Below are 17,531 nucleotides of genomic sequence, written 5' to 3'. Positions count from 1 at the left end.
CAACGGATAGCAGCGCGAGGATCAATGCGACGCAGACCAGGCCGGCGGGGTCACGCAGCGAAAGCTGAAGTCCTTCCAGAACGGAGCGGGGTGTGTCCGGGTGTCTCATACGCAGAACGATCCTGGAGGCCGACGATCAGCAGCGTTCGGAAACAAAAAAGGCTCCGGAAACCGGAGCCTCTGATGCACTCGAAACCGTTGCTTACTTGAGCGACGAGTTGATCGAGGTGAACTTGGCGTTCAGGTTGGTGCCGAGGCCGTTAACGACCGCGATGATGGCCAGCGAGATGCCGGCGGCAATCAGGCCGTATTCGATCGCGGTGGCGCCGGATTCATCCTTGATGAAGCGCGAAACGAGGTTCTTCATAATACAAAACTCCATATGTGCACGTGGCTGTCGATCGTGATGCCTGGTCTCCCCGGCGTTCTCAGCACCGTGACCATGAGGGAACACTAGGAGTGGGGAATTGCAGTGCGGTTAATTCGATTGATGAAAGTCGGTCGCATTTGTCTCTTCTTTTGCACGGTAAATACCTACTTAAGACGAGTTTAGAATGACTTGGGTGTGATGACACCGGGCGTGTCCTGTTCGCTTCATCCCTCGTTAAGCATGGCGCGGTAACTCTTGGCCTCCGGATCCGGCGAGGTCGCGATGACTACACTCCCCATGGACATCATGAATATGTTCGGCGAGACCATCATGAAGGTGGTGCCGATCACGCTGGTTCTGGCGGTTGTCTTTACGGTGCTGACCCATTTCTGGGCCTGCAATCCGGGCAAGCACTGGTGGCGCAAGACGGAGATCGTGACCGACGTGGTCTACTGGTTCTTCGTGCCGCTGATCACCCGCGTCGTGCGTATCGGACTGCTCGTGGCCGGCGCTGCCGTCGTCTTCAATATTCACGATGCCGATGAACTGATCGCCTTCTACGACAACGGCCACGGGCCGCTGGCGCAGATGCCGCTCTGGGCACAGGCGATCTTCTTCCTCGTGGTGTCCGACTTCATGCTGTACTGGCTGCACCGGATGTATCACGGCGGCGGTTTCTGGAAATACCACGCGATCCATCACTCGTCGGAAGAGGTGGACTGGATCTCCGCCGCACGGTTTCATCCGGTCAATCTGTTTCTCGGCACCGTCGCGGTCGACGTGCTGCTGCTGATGGCCGGTATCTCGCCGAACATCATGCTATGGGTCGGACCGTTCACGACCTTCCACTCGGCTTTCGTCCACGCCAATCTGAACTGGACCCTTGGGCCGTTCAGATATGTCCTGGCGACGCCGGTGTTTCACCGTTGGCACCACACCTCGCTGGAGCGTGGCGGCAACACCAATTTCGCCGGCACGTTTCCGATCTGGGACATCATGTTCGGGACCTTCCGCATGCCGAAGGGTGAACTGCCGGACAATTACGGTGTCGACGGCGAGCCGTTGCCGACCGCATTCACGGGCCAGTTGGCCTATCCGTTCAAGCAGTAGGGCGCTCTCTTCTCCCTTCCCACTGCGCAGCTTCGCTGCTTGAGGGAGGAAAGCCTCTGGCGCCGGCGCGTCATATCCAAATTTCAAACAGCCTCTGTCCTGAAAACATGCGGTCCTGAAAACATGCGCTCGCGATCTCGCGGCGCCCAATGGCGTCCGAGGTGAGAGCATTCCCCTCCGCCCCCAATCAAGAGGGCGCACGGAACGCCGGGTGCCCGATGCACCCCTGGCCTGTGCGCTGGATGCCGTCTTCGGCAAACAAGTGCGCCCAGGATTTCGGAGTCACCGGGAAACAACCCGGCGTTCCGTACGCGGCAGTTTTAACGGCTCGCTTCGCGTCTACCCCTGGTGACCGACCCTGCGGTTGGATCACCACTCCAGGGGACTTCCACGCCGCCGCTCACCCTCTGTACGAGGAGAGAGCCTTGGCGCTGCCCCATGGCGCAAGGCGATGCGCCGGGATAACGCGACTTGGGCCGTACGCAGATGGTGTGGTCGTCAGACCGCTCGGCACGGGCATTCGCTCCGAAGAGCGAAAGGCACCCACACGTCGCGGTCTCGAACACCACCGGCGTCCACCGCATCCCGCCCCGCGTATCGTGACGATCGCGAGCCGCCCCTCTCAGTGAGGCGGGATGGCAAGGAACATAATCCATTTAGGTATATTGTCAATAGCGGATAGGAAAAATGTTTGCACTGGGTGAGGAGCCGCGTCCGCCCCACACAGTCATTCCGGACTCGGTCCGGCCCGCTTCGCGGTCCGTTCTGCTCCGGAATGACGCGGGGAGGCTGAGCTTCGCAGTCATCAGTCCCATCATTTCCAGTTCCTTCATCAATTAACGGCACATTTGCCATGTCGGGCGCCGGCACCGCTGCGTATCTGCTTTTGTCGGCTTGTATCGTCCCGGAGTACAGGATGTCGTTTCAGTCGAAGCGCGCACGCACGCGCGTGGTTTTAGTGGCCAAGGCCTTGGCAGTCGGGGTCATGTTGTTCCCTGTTGGAGGGCTATCGGCCCCCGTGGACGATCTGATCTCGGTCACTGTCGATCAGGCCAAGCTCGTCAAATTCCCTGACAAGATCGCGACCATCGTGATCGGTAACCCCTTGATCGCTGACGTGACCCTACAACCCGGTGGCGTGGTCGTGGTGACCGGCAAGGGCTATGGCGCCACCAATGTGATTGCAATGGATCGCACGGGTGCTGTCCTGATGGATCGGCTGGTCCAGGTTGAAGGTCCGACCGACAAACTCGTCACCGTCTATCGTGGTGTCGAGCGCGAGACTTACACCTGTAAGCCGGAATGTCAGAGGCGGGTGACGCTCGGTGACGGAGATACTTTCTTCAGATCCGCGCTCGGTCAGGCCGGGACTCTCAACACTCAGGCCACGACGGCAGGGAGCGCCGCCAAGCTCAGCAACTGACCTGCGATCTCGTAAACGCGCGAATGACGCCGCATCCGATGCGGTGTGGTTCGGCGGAGACATGGTTAACAACGGGCTAACGCATCGAGCCGTCTTGTCTCGATCCGGCGAAACACTTCAACAATCTGTTTCCGATACATCTCGGCGGTAGTTATTTCCCTCCCGCCGAGGCACTGCAGATGCTGCGACCGTTGATTTCGATGGCAACACGCGCCAGGCGGCTGCGCCGCTTCGGCCATAACAGCAGCGGCTCGGCCGCGGTCGAATTCGCGATGATCGCGCCGGTCTTCTTCGCGCTGATTTTCGCCATCATGGAAACCGGAATGGTGTTTCTGGCGGGACAGGTCCTTGAAACCGGCGTCCAGGATGCTGCGCGGTCGGTCTATACGTGTTCCGCTGCGGCTACAGCCGTCGATTTTAAGACGTCGATCTGCGCGCGCGCATCGGCCCTGATGGATTGCACCAAGCTCGACATCGATGTGCGCTCGTACGATGCCGGCACAGCGATCACGATTTCGGATCCGATCGACGCCAGCGGCAACTATGTGTCGACGAATCTCGTCTACCAGCCGCCAGCCTGTCCGACCAGCAAGACGGTGGTGGTACGCGGCTTCTATCAATGGCCGCTCTATGTGACTGGCCTCGGCTACAACATCGCCAATATCGGTCGTGGAACGATGAGCAGCAAGCGCTTGCTGGCCGCGACAGCGGCGACCGGACCGCAGTGATGGCAAGGATCGGGACAATGCGCGTGCGTATGGCAGCACTGGCCGCCTGGCGGCAGGCTTTGCTGTTGCGGGACGATGCGAGAGGCGTCTCCGCGGTCGAGTTCGCGATGATCATTCCGCTGATGTTTCTGATGTTCTTCGGCATGCTGGACGTGTCCAACGGTTTTGCCATCGATCGCAAGGTCAGCCAGATTGCACAGGGCATGGCCGACCTGGCGTCGCGTTACACGACGCTCGCAGAAACCCATGTGTCGAACTTCTTCATCATTGGCGACGCGATGCTGACGCCTTACGACAAGACGCAGCTCCAGGTGTCAATCAGCCAAGTGTATATCGATCCGGCGACCAAGACCGCCAAGGTGGTGTGGACGCGCGGCGATTATCCCGCCGGGAAAGATGCGAATGGCAATGTTGTGGTCAGGAAAGTGAACGACATCGTATCGGTTCCCACCGACCTGATCGTCAAGGACGCCAACGGGAACTATCTGCCAAACCAGTATCTGATCCTCGGCGAGGCCAACTATAAATACGTGCCGACGATCGGCTGGGTCGTGCCGAAGGGCGGGCTCGCATTGGCGGATACGATGTACACGCGACCGCGGCAATCGTCATGCGTCGTGATGGTGACGAGCTGTACGCCGTAGGGTGGTGAGCACACGCTGCGTATTTGCAGTTACAGCGAACGGTCGTCGATCCACTTTCCGGATCATGCTTCAGCAAAAAGGCCGCGCTCAGGAGCGCGGCCTTTTCGTATTCAGTCGATCAACGCGCAAGCACGAAGCTCGCGAGCAATCGTTTAGCCTGCGGCGCGGAGATTGTCGGCCGACGACTTGCCGGAACGACGGTCAGCAACGATTTCGTAGCTGATCTTCTGGCCTTCACGCAGGGTGCCAAGACCGGCACGCTCAACGGCGGAGATGTGAACGAACACGTCGTTGCCACCATCGTCCGGCTGAATGAAGCCGAAGCCCTTGGTCGCGTTAAACCACTTCACTGTTCCCATGCTCATGGGGGTAGTCCCTTCTCAAGAATATAGTGTAGCCCACGAAACATATGTGGGCTGGTGACATCGAATTTTTGGAAGGGTCGTCAGTCTAGACCGGCTGCACCGGGGGATAGATAATGTCGTCCGGCCGAAAATCGATTAACTCATATTAGGGGAAGCGCCCCCCCAAAACAATCCTGACGCGCACGATTTTTTGATTGCGCACGAACGGTCAGGAACGCTTACCTATCCGCGCATCGCGAGGGAGCGGATGCGCGGACTGGTTGTCGTTACCGTGTCAACTGTCGACAGTTTAGACGCGCTTAACGGCGACGGAACTGACCGCGCGGCGGTGCACCACGCGGAGGACCGCCGGGACGCTCGTCCTTGTGGCGGAAAATCAGGCGCCCCTTTTCGAGATCGTAAGGCGACATCTCGATGGTCACGCGATCACCGGCCAGCGTCTTGATGCGGTTCTTCTTCATCTTGCCGGCGGTATAGGCGACGATTTCGTGTCCTGCATCCAATTGCACGCGATAGCGTGCATCGGGGAGGATTTCGGTCACCAGTCCTTCGAACTGGATCAGCTCTTCTTTGGCCATTGTTAGCTCCAGATCGATCGGCTGTTAGCGTGGCCGCTGGGTGCGGTTCGGGGTTGTATTCGGTCGGCTTTCGCGATGCAGGAAGGCAACGCCCTGCATCCCTTCTTTAGTCGTGGTTCCAGCCTGGTTGGCCGGACGTGAGATCGGCTCATGCCGTGCATTCTCGTGTCTCGCATTCTCGTTCCGACCATGGTCGCGGTTCGGTTGCGATGCGCCACCGTTGCCGCCATGAGGGCGACGACGGTTGCGCGCGTTCTTGCCGGGCGCTCCGTCATTGCTGCGTGGTGCGTGCGGGGCGGAGCGACCGTTGCGCTGACCGCCACGGTTCTGGGAAGGCGACGGCCCCACGTCGTTGCGGCCTGGGGTGCGGCGGTCTTCCTTCGGAAGCGAAATGCGGATCAACTTTTCAATATCGCGCAGATACGCCATTTCCTCGCCCGCGCAAAGCGAGATTGCAATGCCTTCGCGTCCCGCGCGTGCGGTACGGCCGATTCGGTGGACATAGGTTTCCGGGATATTCGGCAGGTCGAAATTCACCACATGGGTAATACCGTCGACGTCGATGCCGCGGGCGGCGATGTCGGTGGCCACCAGGGTGCGGATTTCGCCGGTGCGGAACTGGGCGAGCGTGCGCTCGCGGTGGTTCTGCGACTTGTTGCCGTGGATCGCCGCGGCGGCGATGCCGGAGCGCTCGAGGCCCTTCACGACCTTGTCGGCGCCGTGCTTGGTGCGGGTGAATACCAGCGCGCGGTCAACCGTCTCGGTCTTGAGGATCTGGGCGAGGATCGTCGGCTTGGCGGAATGATCGACCAGCATGATCCGCTGGCTGATGCGCTCCACAGTGGAGGCGACCGGGGTTACCGCGACGCGGGCCGGATCCTTGAGCATTGCTTCGGCAAGATCGGCGATGTCCTTGGGCATGGTGGCCGAGAAGAACAGCGTCTGGCGCTTGATCGGCAGCTTGGCGACGACTTTGCGGATGTCGTTGATGAAACCCATGTCGAGCATGCGGTCGGCTTCGTCGAGCACCAGGAACTCAACCATGTTGAGCTTCAGGCCATTGCTCTGCACGAGATCGAGCAGCCGGCCGGGAGTGGCGACGAGGACGTCGACGCCCTGCATCAGGGAGCGGACCTGGCGGCCCATCGGCACGCCGCCAATGGCCAGCGCCGATGCGAGGTGCATATGGCGGCCATAGGCGTTGAACGAGTCGAGGATCTGACCGGAGAGTTCGCGGGTCGGGCTCAGCACCAGCACGCGGCAGGTCTTGGGCTGCGGCTTGATGCGGTTCTCGAGCAGACGGTGGAGGATGGGGAGCGCGAAGGAAGCGGTCTTGCCGGTGCCGGTCTGGGCGATGCCGATCACGTCCTTGCCGGTGATGGCAATCGGGATGGTCTGGGCCTGGATCGGGGTCGGGGTGGTGTAGTTTTCTTCTTTAAGCGCACGGGTAATGGGATCGGCGAGGCCGAATTCCTGAAAGGTGGTCAAAAGATTGATCTTTCCAAAGTGAAAGCATGCGCCCGGCCATGATGCAAAGACCATGGGGCCAGGAGCGCGCGAGGGTGTCTGGGACACCCGCGTGTTTGGGGCGTCAGTTCTGGTTAGCTGAAGGGGCAAGCCAGAAACCGTCGAACTGCCCTGAAGAGATCAGAGTAAAGACGGGATCAGAACACGCGGCTCGCAAGGACCTGATGATTCTCTAGGTCGTTCAAGTGATATGGAACAGGAAGACGGCGGTTTCAAGGTCTATCGCCGGGAGAGGGAAGCCAGCGACGAAATACCGCTGCAAGAAATTTAGACATGTGGCGATATTTGATTGTTTATTGAGCTGTTTGCCGTGTGCATGACCAATTTTTCTGCACAAGAAATAAACAGTAAAACCTCAACGCTTCCCGAAAACCGGAAACATGCGAACAATCCCAATCACTTAACGTGTGCTCAAGGACTGGCACACTTCTTGCGATCTCCTTAACGCGCCGGCCGTGGGGCCGTTCCGCATTGATTTCGTCTGCGTCAGGGAGAGACCGCACATGATTACCAATTTGACTCATGCAATAGCCAAGCCGATCTCACGTCGCAGCCTGATGGCCGCGGCTACGGGTCTGGCTCTGGGCCTGTCGGCATTTTCGCCGGCCAGAGCGGCAGACGACACCATCAAGGTCGGCGTTCTGCATTCGCTGTCGGGCACCATGGCGATTTCCGAGACCACGCTGAAAGATACCGTGCTGTTCATGATCGATCAGCAGAACAAGAAGGGCGGCATCAACGGCAAGAAGCTCGAAGCCGTCGTGGTCGACCCCGCCTCGAACTGGCCGCTGTTTGCCGAAAAGGCGCGCGAGCTGATCACCAAGGACAAGGTCGCCGTCGTGTTCGGCTGCTGGACCTCGGTCTCGCGCAAGTCGGTGCTCCCGGTGTTCAAGGAACTGAACAGCATCCTGTTCTACCCCGTGCAGTACGAGGGCGAAGAGTCCGAGCGCAACGTGTTCTACACGGGGGCGGCTCCGAACCAGCAGGCGATCCCGGCCGTCGACTACCTGATGAAGGACGAGAAGGTGAAGCGCTGGGTGCTGGCCGGCACCGACTACGTCTATCCGCGCACCACCAACAAGATCCTGGAAGCCTACTTGAAGTCGAAGGGCGTCAAGCAGGAAGACATCATGATCAACTACACGCCGTTTGGTCATTCCGATTGGCAGACGATCGTCGCCGACATCAAGAAGTTCGGCTCGACCGGCAAGAAGACCGCCGTGGTCTCGACCATCAACGGCGACGCCAATGTTCCGTTCTACAAGGAGCTCGGCAACCAGGGCATCAAGGCGACCGACATTCCGGTGGTTGCGTTCTCGGTGGGTGAAGAAGAACTCGCCGGCATCGACACCAAGCCGCTGCTCGGCCATCTCGCGGCCTGGAACTACTTCCAGTCGATCAAGAGCCCCGAGAACGAGAAGTTCATCAAGGAATGGCAGGCCTTCACCAAGAATCCGAAGCGCGTGACCAACGATCCGATGGAAGCCACCGTGATCGGCTTCAACATGTGGGTGAAGGCGGTCGAGAAGGCCAAGTCGGTCGAAGCCGACAAGGTCATCGACGCTCTGCCGGGCATCGAAGCCAAGAACCTGACCGGCGGTACCTCGAAGATGCTGCCGAACCACCACATCACCAAGCCGGTGTTCATCGGCGAGATCAAGGCCAATGGCCAGTTCGACGTGGTCTGGAAGACCCCGGCGCTGGTGGCTGGCGATGCATGGTCGAAGGAGCTCGACGGCTCCAAGGACCTGATCGGCGACTGGGTCGGCAAGAAGTGCGGCAACTTCAACACCAAGACCAACAAGTGCGGCGGTCAGGGGTCCTGATCTCGCTCTGAGGTTCTGTGTTCTTCATCATCGCGGGCATTTTCCGCCCGCAATGATGATCCTCCCGAGACTCTTGTGAAATGAGACTCCCAAAACTGGAGAGGGCGGTGAAGCCGCCGCCTTCTCTTTTTTCTTCGGCCGGGGTTTTCCAGTGACTGATCTCCTTTATCGTTTCCGCGCGATCGCTGTTGCATTTCTGCTGATCGCCGCGACTGCCATTCCGGCCCTTGCGGGTCCTTTCGAGGATGCGGTCGCCAAATTCGCCAATGACGATTTCTCGGATACGGACGAAGCCGTCGGCATCATCGCCACCTCTGGCCATCCGCAGGCTTTCGCTGTGATCACCGCGCTGCAGGAAGGCCGGCTCTCGGCCGATCCCGACAGCAAGAAGGTTTATCTCACCGGCGCCGACGGCAAGGTGACTGACGCAGCGACCGGCGAGGCCGTCACTGAGGTGCCAGCCAGCGCCGCCGCCGTGCGCCTCAACAATCGTCTTCGCCGCAACATCGAATCCGCACTCGGCGGGCTCACGCTGATGTCGCCCGATCCCGCCAAGCGCATCGCCTCGGCACAATCGGTGTTCAAGAGCCACGAGACCGCGATGCTGCCGGTGATCGAGACCGCGCTGGAAAAGGAAACCAGCAAGGCGGCCAGGCAAGCCTTCCTTGAGGCCCGCGCCGCGATCCTGCTCCACAAGGAAGACGCGACCGAAGCGGAGAAGATCGAATCCATCGCCGTCATCAAGGGGCGCGGCGATCAGGACGCGCTGGCGCTGCTCACCAGCCTGCCTGGCGACCAGACCGTCGGCGTTGCGCGCAGCGCTGCCAGCGCGATCACCGCCATCAACAGCCGGCAGACGTTGTGGTCGATCGGCCAGAACGCCTGGTACGGATTGTCGCTCGGCTCGGTTCTCTTGCTCGCTGCCATTGGCCTCGCCATCACCTTCGGCGTGATGGGCGTGATCAACATGGCGCATGGCGAGATGGTGATGATCGGCGCCTATGTCACCTTCGTGGTGCAGGATGTGATCCGCACCAGCTATCCCGGCCTGTTCGACTATTCGCTGCTGATGGCCGTACCACTGGCCTTCATCGTCGCGGGTCTGCTCGGCATCGTCATCGAGCGCACCATCATCCGCTTCCTCTATGGCCGTCCGCTGGAAACGCTGCTGGCGACCTGGGGCCTGTCGCTGGTGTTACAGCAGGCGGTGCGCACCATGTTCGGCCCGACCAATCGTGAGGTCGGCAATCCTTCCTGGATGTCGGGCGCGTTCGAACTCGGCCAGCTCACCATCACCTATAACCGGCTCTGGATCCTGTGCTTCACGTTGGCAGTATTCGCGATCCTGCTGGCGATGCTGCGCTACACCTCGATCGGACTTGAGATGCGCGCGGTGACCCAGAACCGCCGCATGGCGGCGTCCATGGGCATCGCGACCTCGCGTGTCGATGCGCTGACCTTCGGCCTCGGCTCCGGCATCGCGGGCATCGCCGGCGTGGCGCTGTCGCAGATCGATAATGTGTCGCCCAATCTCGGCCAGAGCTACATCATCGACAGTTTCATGGTCGTGGTGTTCGGCGGCGTCGGCAATCTGTGGGGCACGCTGGTTGGCGCACTGTCGCTCGGCATCGCGAATAAATTTCTTGAACCGGTGGCGGGCGCGGTGCTCGGCAAGATCGCCATCCTGGTGCTGATCATCCTGTTCATCCAGAAACGGCCGCGCGGTCTGTTTGCGCTCAAGGGCAGGGCGATCGAAGCATGATGAAGATTCGGAACTCCATGCTTCTACGTATCTGCAGAACTCCGTCCCTCATCCTGAGGAGCGGCCGCTTTTCGGCCGCGTCTCGAAGGATGGCCCCACACTCCCTCATGGTTCGAGACGGCGCTGAAGAAGCGCCTCCTCACCACGAGGGGGCCTGTGTGTGGCGCGCCAACAGTGGAATGCTCGCATGACCCCGCATTTCCTCACCCGCACGCTGGACCGCAGCGCGACGATTTTCCTGCTGATCGTCGCCGCCGTCGGTATTCTCATTCCGCTGTCGAACCTGCTGCTGCCGGCGGACTCGCCGCTGCAGGTGCCGACCTATCTGATGGCGCTGTTCGGCAAATATGTCTGCTACGCCATCCTCGCACTCTCCATCGATCTGATCTGGGGCTATTGCGGCATTCTCTCGCTCGGCCACGGCGCCTTCTTCGCGCTCGGCGGCTATGCCATGGGCATGTATCTGATGCGCCAGATCGGCTCGCGCGGCGTTTACGGCAATCCGGTCCTGCCGGACTTCATGGTGTTCCTGAACTACAAGGCGCTGCCGTGGTACTGGTACGGCTTCGACATGTTCTGGTTCGCAGCCGCCATGGTGCTGATCGCGCCGGGCATCCTGGCTTTCGTGTTCGGCTGGCTCACCTTCCGCTCGCGCGTGTCGGGCGTGTATCTGTCGATCATCACCCAGGCGATGACCTATGCGCTGTTGCTGGCGTTCTTCCGCAACGATTTCGGCTTCGGCGGCAATAACGGCCTGACCGATTTCAAGGACATCCTCGGCTTCAACGTACAGGCCGACGGCACCCGTGCGGCTTTGTTCGCGCTGAGCTGTCTGGCGCTGATCATCGGCTTCCTCGTCTGCCGCGCTATCGTCACCTCGAAACTCGGCAAGGTGCTGATCGCCGTGCGCGATGCGGAGTCCCGCACAAGATTTTTGGGCTATCGCGTCGAATCCTACAAACTGTTTGTGTTCACCCTGTCGGCCTGCATGGCTGGCGTCGCGGGGGCGCTCTATGTGCCGCAGGTGGGCATCATCAATCCCGGCGAATTCGCTCCGGCCAATTCCATCGAGGCCGTGATCTGGGTGGCCGTCGGTGGCCGCGGTACGCTGGTCGGTGCGGCGCTCGGCGCCGTGGTCGTCAACTACGCCAAGACGGTGTTCACGTCGGGCGCGCTGGCGCCGTACTGGCTGTTCATGCTCGGTGCGCTGTTCATTCTGGTGACGCTGCTGCTGCCGAAGGGCATCGTCGGCACCTTCAATGCCTGGTCGGAAAGCCGCAAAGCCCGCAATAGCGCGAATGCCGATAGCGCCGCAGCGGAAGATGGCGTCACCAAACCTCACCTGGCGGAGAAGGCGTCATGACTGTAACTGAAGCGCCAGCCCCGGCGGCGCCCGCACACGGACCCGCCATCATCGATCCCGTGGTCGCGGCGCGCGAAGCCGAGGCGCGGCAGAAGCGCATCACCTCGGCGCAGCTCTATCTCGACGGCGTCCATGTCTCGTTCGACGGCTTCCACGCCATCAACAATCTGTCGATGGTGCTGGCGCCCGGCGAAATGCGCGCCATCATCGGCCCCAACGGCGCCGGCAAGACGACGATGATGGACATCATCACCGGCAAGACTAAGCCGGACGAGGGCGATGTCTATTTCGACGGTACGCACGATCTCACGCTGCTGGACGAAACCAAGATCGCCGAACTCGGCATCGGCCGCAAATTCCAGAAGCCAACGGTATTCGAGAGCCAGACCATCTATGACAATCTGCTGCTGGCGCTGAATGTCGATCACTCCGTGCGCGGCACGCTGTTCTGGCGCGGTAGCAAGGCCGAGGCCGAGCGCATCGACAAGGTGCTGGAGACCATTCGCCTGACCGGCTCGCGCGATCGTCTCGCCGGCAATCTCTCGCATGGCCAGAAGCAGTGGCTCGAAATCGGCATGCTGCTGGCGCAGGATCCGAAGCTGCTGCTGGTCGACGAGCCCGTGGCGGGCATGACCGACGTCGAGACCCATCAGACCGCCGAATTACTGAAAGCAATCAATCGCGACAACAAGACCGTGATGGTGGTCGAGCACGACATGACCTTCGTGCGCGAACTCGGCGTCAAGGTGACGTGTCTGCATGAAGGCACGGTGCTGGCCGAAGGCACCATCGACGATGTGTCGACCAATGATCGCGTGGTCGAAGTGTATTTGGGAAGATAGGGGGCGAATGGGGAAGAGTTGCGAATGGCGAATGGGGCGCAGCGAACAGGGAAACATGTCTTCCATTCGCTATTCGCTACTCACTATTCGCCATGTCCCCACTCGCGCCCGAAAGGACACACATGCTCAAGGTGGATAACATCAGCCTCTATTACGGTGCAGCGCAGGCGCTGCGCGGCGTCACCGTTTCGGCGGAGCCCGGCAAGGTCACCTGTGTCCTCGGCCGCAATGGTGTCGGCAAGACGTCGCTGCTGCGCGCCATGGTCGGCCAGCAGGCGATCTCGTCAGGCTCCATCACCTTTGACGGCCAGGACATCTCGACGCTGAAGCCATTCGAGCGGGCGCGGCGCGGCATTTCCTTCGTGCCGCAGGGCCGCGAGATCTTTCCGCTGCTCACCGTGGAAGAGAACCTCAAGACAGGATACGCGCCGCTGAAACGCGCCGACCGCAATATTCCCGACGACGTGTTCTCGCTGTTTCCCGTGCTGAACTCGATGCTCGGCCGGCGCGGCGGCGATCTGTCCGGCGGCCAGCAGCAGCAGTTGGCCATTGGGCGTGCACTGGTGATGCGGCCGAAGCTCCTGTTGCTCGACGAGCCCACCGAAGGGATCCAGCCATCCATCATCAAGGATATCGGCCGCGCCATTTCCTATCTGCGTTCGCTCGGCAATATCGCCATCGTGCTGGTGGAGCAGTATCTCGACTTTGCCTGCGAACTAGGCGACAACTTCGCGGTGATGGATCGCGGCGCGGTGAAATACACCTGCGACCGCAGCACGCTGGATCCCGCCGAGATCAGCCGCCAGATGGCGCTGTAACGCGGGCGTCACGCCGGAGAATGCATGCAGGCTGACAACACCACGCTGTCGCCCTCGGCGATTTTTGCCGCCAACCGCGCCCGCGGCGCGGTGACGTTCGACGTGCATCTGGTGGAGGGCAAGACCCGTCGTCGCCAGCTCCACGAATCCGGCTCGCTGCGTGTGCGCTTTCCGTCCCCCGAGGACGACGGGCTTTCCGCGATGTTCGTCAACACCGCCGGTGGTGCCGCGGGCGGCGACCGTTTCGATATCGACATCGCGGCCGGCGAAGGCACGCGGCTCACGATGTCCACCGCGGCCGCCGAGAAGATCTATCGCTCCCATGGTCCCGCCGCCGAGATCAATATTGCGTTGAAGGCCGCTGCCGGCGCGCATCTGTCATGGCTGCCGCAGGAGACGATCCTGTTCGATCAGGCCCGCACCATCAGGCACATCGATATCGACCTCGCCGAGAGCGCGACCTTCCTCGCCTGCGAGATCGTCGTGTTCGGCCGCGCTGCCATGGGCGAGGTGATGCGAAGCGGCTCTTTCGTCGACCGCTGGCGCCTGCGTCGCGGCGGCAGGCTGGTGTTCGCAGAGAACGTGCGGCTGGATGGCGATATCGCTGCGAAACTGGCGAGACCCGCGATCGGACATGGCGCGGTGGCCATCGGCACGGCGCTGATCGTGCCCGGCGACACGGCGCTCATCGAGCGGCTACGCGAAGTCACGGATGGCTCTGGCGGCGAAGTCGGGATCTCCTGCTGGAACGGATTTGCAATGGCCCGCTTCTGTGCGCAAGATGCGGCTAGACTGCGCGCCGACATGATGGCGGTGCTCGGACGATCGGGCGCGATGCTGCCGCGCATGTGGTTGAACTAAACCTAAGGCATGATCCCGAAAAGTGGAGGCCGGTTTTCGGATCAGATCATGCCTAAATACTTTAACTAGAGACCTGTCGATGAATCTCTCTCCCCGCGAAAAAGACAAGCTCCTGATCTCGATGGCCGCCATCGTGGCGCGACGCCGGCTGGAGCGCGGCGTCAAGCTCAACCATCCCGAAGCCATTGCCATCATCTCCGATTTCATCGTCGAGGGCGCGCGCGACGGCCGCACCGTCGCCGAGCTGATGAAATCCGGCGCCGAGGTCATCAGCCGCGCGCAATGCATGGACGGCATCGCCGAGATGATCCACGACATTCAGGTCGAGGCGACGTTTCCCGACGGGACGAAGCTCGTCACGGTTCATGAGCCGATCCGGTGATGGAGACTGCCGTCATGGCCGATGCCCCGTCGAAGCGCAGCTGGAAGGACCTGGCCGACTTCGACCTGAGCGTGCCCGAGGATGCTCTGGCGTTGGTCGGGCGGTTTCAGGGTGAGTGGTACAACGGCGGTCTGTCGCAGCTGTTTGCGAACTGGAATCGCGCGGACATCGTGTTGATCCCCGAGGCGCTCAGGATCGTCGGCGCACCCGAGGCGGCGCCGATCGTCGAGGCGGCGATTGCCGAATTTCCTTGCGATCAGGACGACTGGCGCGATCTGGCACTCAAGGCGATGCTGGATCCATCAAGTCCGCTCGGCAACAGGTTATGGGAGTTGAACAGCCCGCTCGGCGACCATGAGGATGCCATCCAAAAAGCCGTCGTGGCCTACGAGCTCAAACTGAGCGAAGACGAAGATCTGTAAAGGAACAGCCATGATCCCCGGCGAACTCTTCATCCAGGACGGCGAGATCGAGCTCAATGCCGGCCGCAAGGCCGTGACTCTCACGGTGGCGAATTCCGGCGACCGGCCGATCCAGGTCGGCTCGCACTATCATTTCTTTGAAACCAACCCCGCGCTGAAATTCGACCGCAAGAAAGCCCGCGGCATGCGCCTCGACATCGCCGCTGGCACGGCGGTGCGCTTCGAGCCGGGCCAGAGCCGCGATGTGCAGCTGGTCGAACTCGCCGGCAAACGCACGGTCTACGGCTTTCGCGGTGACGTGATGGGGAAGCTGTGACATGCCCGTGAAAATCAAACGCTCCGTCTATGCGGACATGTTCGGGCCGACCACCGGCGATCGCGTGCGGCTGGCCGACACCGATCTGATCATCGAGGTGGAGAAGGACTTCACCGTCTATGGCGAGGAAGTGAAGTTCGGCGGCGGCAAGGTGATCCGCGACGGCATGGGCCAGTCGCAGGCAACACGCGCGCAGGGCGCGGTCGACACGGTCATCACCAATGTGCTGATCGTCGACCACTGGGGTATCGTCAAGGCCGACGTTGCGCTCAAGGGCGGCATGGTCCACGCCATCGGCAAGGCCGGCAATCCGGATATCCAGCCGGGCGTGACCATCAATGTCGGCCCTGGTACTGATGTGATCGCAGGCGAGGGCAAGATCCTCACCGCGGGCGGCTTCGACAGCCACATCCATTTCATCTGTCCGCAGCAGATCGAGCATGCGCTGATGTCAGGCGTCACCTCGATGCTTGGTGGCGGCACCGGTCCGTCGCACGGCACCTTCGCGACAACCTGCACGCCGGGCCCGTGGCACATCGCGCGGATGATCCAGTCGTTCGATGCGTTCCCGGTCAATCTCGGCATTTCCGGCAAGGGCAATGCCTCGAAGCCGGCGCCGCTGGTGGAAATGATCAATGCCGGCGCCTGTGCGTTGAAGCTGCACGAGGACTGGGGCACCACGCCCGCCGCGATCGACAACTGCCTCAGCGTCGCCGACGACTACGACGTGCAGGTGATGCTGCATTCCGACACGCTGAACGAGTCGGGTTTTGTCGAGGACACCATCAAGGCTTTCAAGGGTCGCACCATCCATGCCTTCCACACCGAAGGTGCCGGTGGCGGTCACGCGCCTGATATCATCAAGGTCGCGGGCCTGAAGAACGTGCTGCCGTCGTCGACCAATCCGACGCGGCCGTTCACGCGCAACACCATCGACGAGCATCTGGACATGCTGATGGTGTGTCACCATCTCGATCCGTCGATTGCCGAAGACCTCGCCTTTGCCGAAAGCCGCATCCGCAAGGAGACGATTGCCGCCGAAGACATCCTGCACGATCTCGGCGCGCTCTCGATGATGTCGTCGGACAGCCAGGCCATGGGGCGCCTGGGCGAAGTCATCATCCGGACGTGGCAGACCGCCGACAAGATGAAGAAACAGCGCGGCTCGCTGAAGGAAGACAAGGGCAACAACGACAATTTCCGCGTCAAGCGCTACATCGCCAAATACACCATCAATCCCGCCATCGCGCATGGCGTGTCGAAGCTGATCGGCTCGGTGGAGAAGGGCAAGCTGGCGGATCTGGTGCTGTGGTCGCCGGCCTTCTTCGGCGTCAAGCCGGATCTGGTGATCAAGGGCGGCTCCATCGTCGCTGCACCCATGGGCGATCCCAACGCGTCGATTCCGACGCCGCAGCCCGTGCATTACCAGCCGATGTTCGGCGCCTTCGGGCGCGCGCTGACGCAGTCGTCGGTGGTGTTCACATCGGGTGCTGCAGTTGCCGGCGGGTTGGCGAAAAAGCTCGGTATCCAGAAGTCGCTCTATGCGGTTGAGAATGTCCGTGATGGCATTTCGAAGAAGAGCATGATCCACAACGGCGCGACGCCGAAGATCGAGGTCGATCCGGAGACCTATGAGGTGCGCGCGGATGGCGAACTCCTGACCTGCGCGCCGGCGGAAGTGCTGCCGATGGCGCAGAGGTACTTTATGTATTGAGATGACCGGCAGCTCCCTCCCTCCAGCGCAGTGAAGCTGCGCGCAGTGGGGAGGGAGAAGAAAGAGCGCTTCTATCTGCTCCCATTCCCCCCTAATGTCCGTCCCGGCATTCTTAGCCATAACAACAAACCGGGAGGACTCCCCCTTGATCTACGTCGTTGCCACCTTGTCCGTGAAACCCGAAACCCGTGCCGAACTGATCGAAGCTGCCAAGGCTTGTATCGCCGAGACCCGCAAGGAACCGGGTAACATTGCCTATGATCTGCACGAGAGTGTCACCGATCCGACCCGCATGGTATTCGTCGAACAGTGGGAGAATGCCGAGGCGCTGGTGCCGCACCGGACGCAGGAGCATATGAAGACCTTCGGCCGCGTCGCGGTGAAATGCTTCAGCGCGCCTCCGAAGATCGAAATCATCACCCCGGCTGACGTCGTGGTGCGTTAGAGCGTGCTCAAACAAAAGAGCTGAACGAGAGATTC

The 17,531-nt window shown here is 61.1% G+C and carries 19 protein-coding genes; 15 read left to right on the top strand and 4 right to left on the bottom strand.

The genetic code is table 11. The annotated features are described in order from the left end of the window. Nucleotides 1-202: 202 nt before the first annotated feature. A complete protein-coding gene (locus AC1RLZ_RS14260; RefSeq protein WP_371422968.1) occupies nt 203-367 on the bottom strand; it encodes a Flp family type IVb pilin in 165 nt (54 codons plus the stop codon). Nucleotides 368-652: 285 nt separating this feature from the next. Between AC1RLZ_RS14260 and AC1RLZ_RS14255 the strand changes: the two genes are divergently transcribed. From AC1RLZ_RS14255 to AC1RLZ_RS14240, 4 genes are all read left to right on the top strand, one after another. Continuing rightward, nucleotides 653-1,480: a sterol desaturase family protein gene (locus AC1RLZ_RS14255; RefSeq protein ID WP_371422969.1), complete on the top strand. Its 828-nt coding sequence runs from the start codon at nt 653-655 to the stop codon at nt 1,478-1,480. A 916-nt stretch (nt 1,481-2,396) separates the two neighbouring features. Further along, complete coding sequence (locus AC1RLZ_RS14250) at nt 2,397-2,903, top strand: pilus assembly protein N-terminal domain-containing protein (RefSeq protein WP_493189107.1); 507 nt, start codon at nt 2,397-2,399, stop codon at nt 2,901-2,903. 179 nt (nt 2,904-3,082) lie between these two features. Next, nucleotides 3,083-3,631, top strand: coding sequence for a TadE/TadG family type IV pilus assembly protein (locus AC1RLZ_RS14245; protein WP_493189106.1), 549 nt, complete (start codon nt 3,083-3,085; stop codon nt 3,629-3,631). A gap of 17 nt (nt 3,632-3,648) precedes the next feature. Continuing rightward, nucleotides 3,649-4,275, top strand: coding sequence for a TadE/TadG family type IV pilus assembly protein (locus tag AC1RLZ_RS14240; RefSeq protein WP_493189105.1), 627 nt, complete (start codon nt 3,649-3,651; stop codon nt 4,273-4,275). Nucleotides 4,276-4,427: 152 nt separating this feature from the next. Here the strand turns inward: AC1RLZ_RS14240 and AC1RLZ_RS14235 are convergent, their stop codons facing one another. The 3 genes from AC1RLZ_RS14235 to AC1RLZ_RS14225 all read right to left on the bottom strand — a co-directional run bounded on the left by AC1RLZ_RS14235 (nt 4,428) and on the right by AC1RLZ_RS14225 (nt 6,760). After that, complete coding sequence (locus AC1RLZ_RS14235) at nt 4,428-4,640, bottom strand: cold-shock protein (protein ID WP_011474122.1); 213 nt, start codon at nt 4,638-4,640, stop codon at nt 4,428-4,430. A 299-nt stretch (nt 4,641-4,939) separates the two neighbouring features. After that, nucleotides 4,940-5,218 (bottom strand): translation initiation factor IF-1, encoded by a 279-nt coding sequence (gene infA, locus AC1RLZ_RS14230; protein ID WP_068733922.1) that lies wholly within the window; start codon nt 5,216-5,218, stop codon nt 4,940-4,942. Nucleotides 5,219-5,242: 24 nt separating this feature from the next. Further along, nucleotides 5,243-6,760 (bottom strand): DEAD/DEAH box helicase, encoded by a 1,518-nt coding sequence (locus AC1RLZ_RS14225; RefSeq protein WP_493189104.1) that lies wholly within the window; start codon nt 6,758-6,760, stop codon nt 5,243-5,245. A gap of 488 nt (nt 6,761-7,248) precedes the next feature. Between AC1RLZ_RS14225 and urtA the strand changes: the two genes are divergently transcribed. The 11 genes from urtA (at nt 7,249) to AC1RLZ_RS14170 (ending at nt 17,496) form a co-directional block, all read left to right on the top strand. Continuing rightward, nucleotides 7,249-8,571 carry an urea ABC transporter substrate-binding protein gene (gene urtA, locus AC1RLZ_RS14220; RefSeq protein WP_493189103.1) on the top strand — a complete coding sequence of 441 codons (1,323 nt, stop codon included), beginning with the start codon at nt 7,249-7,251 and terminating at the stop codon, nt 8,569-8,571. Nucleotides 8,572-8,722: 151 nt separating this feature from the next. Beyond that, nucleotides 8,723-10,333 carry an urea ABC transporter permease subunit UrtB gene (gene urtB, locus AC1RLZ_RS14215; RefSeq protein ID WP_493189102.1) on the top strand — a complete coding sequence of 537 codons (1,611 nt, stop codon included), beginning with the start codon at nt 8,723-8,725 and terminating at the stop codon, nt 10,331-10,333. 187 nt (nt 10,334-10,520) lie between these two features. Beyond that, nucleotides 10,521-11,696: an urea ABC transporter permease subunit UrtC gene (gene urtC, locus AC1RLZ_RS14210; RefSeq protein WP_493189101.1), complete on the top strand. Its 1,176-nt coding sequence runs from the start codon at nt 10,521-10,523 to the stop codon at nt 11,694-11,696. Beyond that, nucleotides 11,693-12,538 carry an urea ABC transporter ATP-binding protein UrtD gene (urtD, locus tag AC1RLZ_RS14205; RefSeq protein WP_493189100.1) on the top strand — a complete coding sequence of 282 codons (846 nt, stop codon included), beginning with the start codon at nt 11,693-11,695 and terminating at the stop codon, nt 12,536-12,538. Before urtC ends, urtD begins: the two co-directional genes overlap by 4 nt. 122 nt (nt 12,539-12,660) lie before the next feature. Beyond that, entirely contained in the window at nt 12,661-13,356 is a 696-nt protein-coding gene (urtE, locus tag AC1RLZ_RS14200) for an urea ABC transporter ATP-binding subunit UrtE (protein WP_068733931.1), read from the top strand. Nucleotides 13,357-13,380: 24 nt separating this feature from the next. Then, entirely contained in the window at nt 13,381-14,217 is an 837-nt protein-coding gene (locus AC1RLZ_RS14195) for an urease accessory protein UreD (protein WP_493189099.1), read from the top strand. A 79-nt stretch (nt 14,218-14,296) separates the two neighbouring features. After that, a complete protein-coding gene (locus AC1RLZ_RS14190) occupies nt 14,297-14,599 on the top strand; it encodes an urease subunit gamma (protein ID WP_493189098.1) in 303 nt (100 codons plus the stop codon). Between the two features lie 14 nt (nt 14,600-14,613). Further along, complete coding sequence (locus AC1RLZ_RS14185) at nt 14,614-15,021, top strand: DMP19 family protein (RefSeq protein ID WP_493189097.1); 408 nt, start codon at nt 14,614-14,616, stop codon at nt 15,019-15,021. 10 nt (nt 15,022-15,031) lie between these two features. Next, entirely contained in the window at nt 15,032-15,337 is a 306-nt protein-coding gene (locus AC1RLZ_RS14180) for an urease subunit beta (RefSeq protein WP_371424207.1), read from the top strand. A 1-nt stretch (nt 15,338) separates the two neighbouring features. Further along, nucleotides 15,339-17,051: an urease subunit alpha gene (gene ureC / locus AC1RLZ_RS14175; RefSeq protein WP_493189096.1), complete on the top strand. Its 1,713-nt coding sequence runs from the start codon at nt 15,339-15,341 to the stop codon at nt 17,049-17,051. Between the two features lie 145 nt (nt 17,052-17,196). Beyond that, on the top strand, nt 17,197-17,496 hold the full coding sequence (locus tag AC1RLZ_RS14170) for a putative quinol monooxygenase (RefSeq protein ID WP_493189095.1): 300 nt from the start codon (nt 17,197-17,199) through the stop codon (nt 17,494-17,496). Nucleotides 17,497-17,531 lie beyond the last annotated feature (35 nt).

This window comes from Tardiphaga sp. GW822-FHT04G09, assembly GCF_058800725.1.
This window is presented reverse-complemented; position numbering and strand designations above follow the sequence as displayed.

Bases quoted from the DNA above. Each gene is read 5' to 3' on its own strand.
- AC1RLZ_RS14260 (WP_371422968.1), bottom strand. From the start codon at position 367: ATGAAGAACCTCGTTTCGCGCTTCATCAAGGATGAATCCGGCGCCACC.
- AC1RLZ_RS14255 (WP_371422969.1), top strand. From the start codon at position 653: ATGACTACACTCCCCATGGACATCATGAATATGTTCGGCGAGACCATC.
- AC1RLZ_RS14250 (WP_493189107.1), top strand. From the start codon at position 2,397: ATGTCGTTTCAGTCGAAGCGCGCACGCACGCGCGTGGTTTTAGTGGCC.
- AC1RLZ_RS14245 (WP_493189106.1), top strand. From the start codon at position 3,083: ATGCTGCGACCGTTGATTTCGATGGCAACACGCGCCAGGCGGCTGCGC.
- AC1RLZ_RS14240 (WP_493189105.1), top strand. From the start codon at position 3,649: ATGCGCGTGCGTATGGCAGCACTGGCCGCCTGGCGGCAGGCTTTGCTG.
- AC1RLZ_RS14235 (WP_011474122.1), bottom strand. From the start codon at position 4,640: ATGAGCATGGGAACAGTGAAGTGGTTTAACGCGACCAAGGGCTTCGGC.
- infA (WP_068733922.1), bottom strand. From the start codon at position 5,218: ATGGCCAAAGAAGAGCTGATCCAGTTCGAAGGACTGGTGACCGAAATC.
- AC1RLZ_RS14225 (WP_493189104.1), bottom strand. From the start codon at position 6,760: ATGGTCTTTGCATCATGGCCGGGCGCATGCTTTCACTTTGGAAAGATC.
- urtA (WP_493189103.1), top strand. From the start codon at position 7,249: ATGATTACCAATTTGACTCATGCAATAGCCAAGCCGATCTCACGTCGC.
- urtC (WP_493189101.1), top strand. From the start codon at position 10,521: ATGACCCCGCATTTCCTCACCCGCACGCTGGACCGCAGCGCGACGATT.
- urtD (WP_493189100.1), top strand. From the start codon at position 11,693: ATGACTGTAACTGAAGCGCCAGCCCCGGCGGCGCCCGCACACGGACCC.
- urtE (WP_068733931.1), top strand. From the start codon at position 12,661: ATGCTCAAGGTGGATAACATCAGCCTCTATTACGGTGCAGCGCAGGCG.
- AC1RLZ_RS14195 (WP_493189099.1), top strand. From the start codon at position 13,381: ATGCAGGCTGACAACACCACGCTGTCGCCCTCGGCGATTTTTGCCGCC.
- AC1RLZ_RS14190 (WP_493189098.1), top strand. From the start codon at position 14,297: ATGAATCTCTCTCCCCGCGAAAAAGACAAGCTCCTGATCTCGATGGCC.
- AC1RLZ_RS14185 (WP_493189097.1), top strand. From the start codon at position 14,614: ATGGCCGATGCCCCGTCGAAGCGCAGCTGGAAGGACCTGGCCGACTTC.
- AC1RLZ_RS14180 (WP_371424207.1), top strand. From the start codon at position 15,032: ATGATCCCCGGCGAACTCTTCATCCAGGACGGCGAGATCGAGCTCAAT.
- ureC (WP_493189096.1), top strand. From the start codon at position 15,339: ATGCCCGTGAAAATCAAACGCTCCGTCTATGCGGACATGTTCGGGCCG.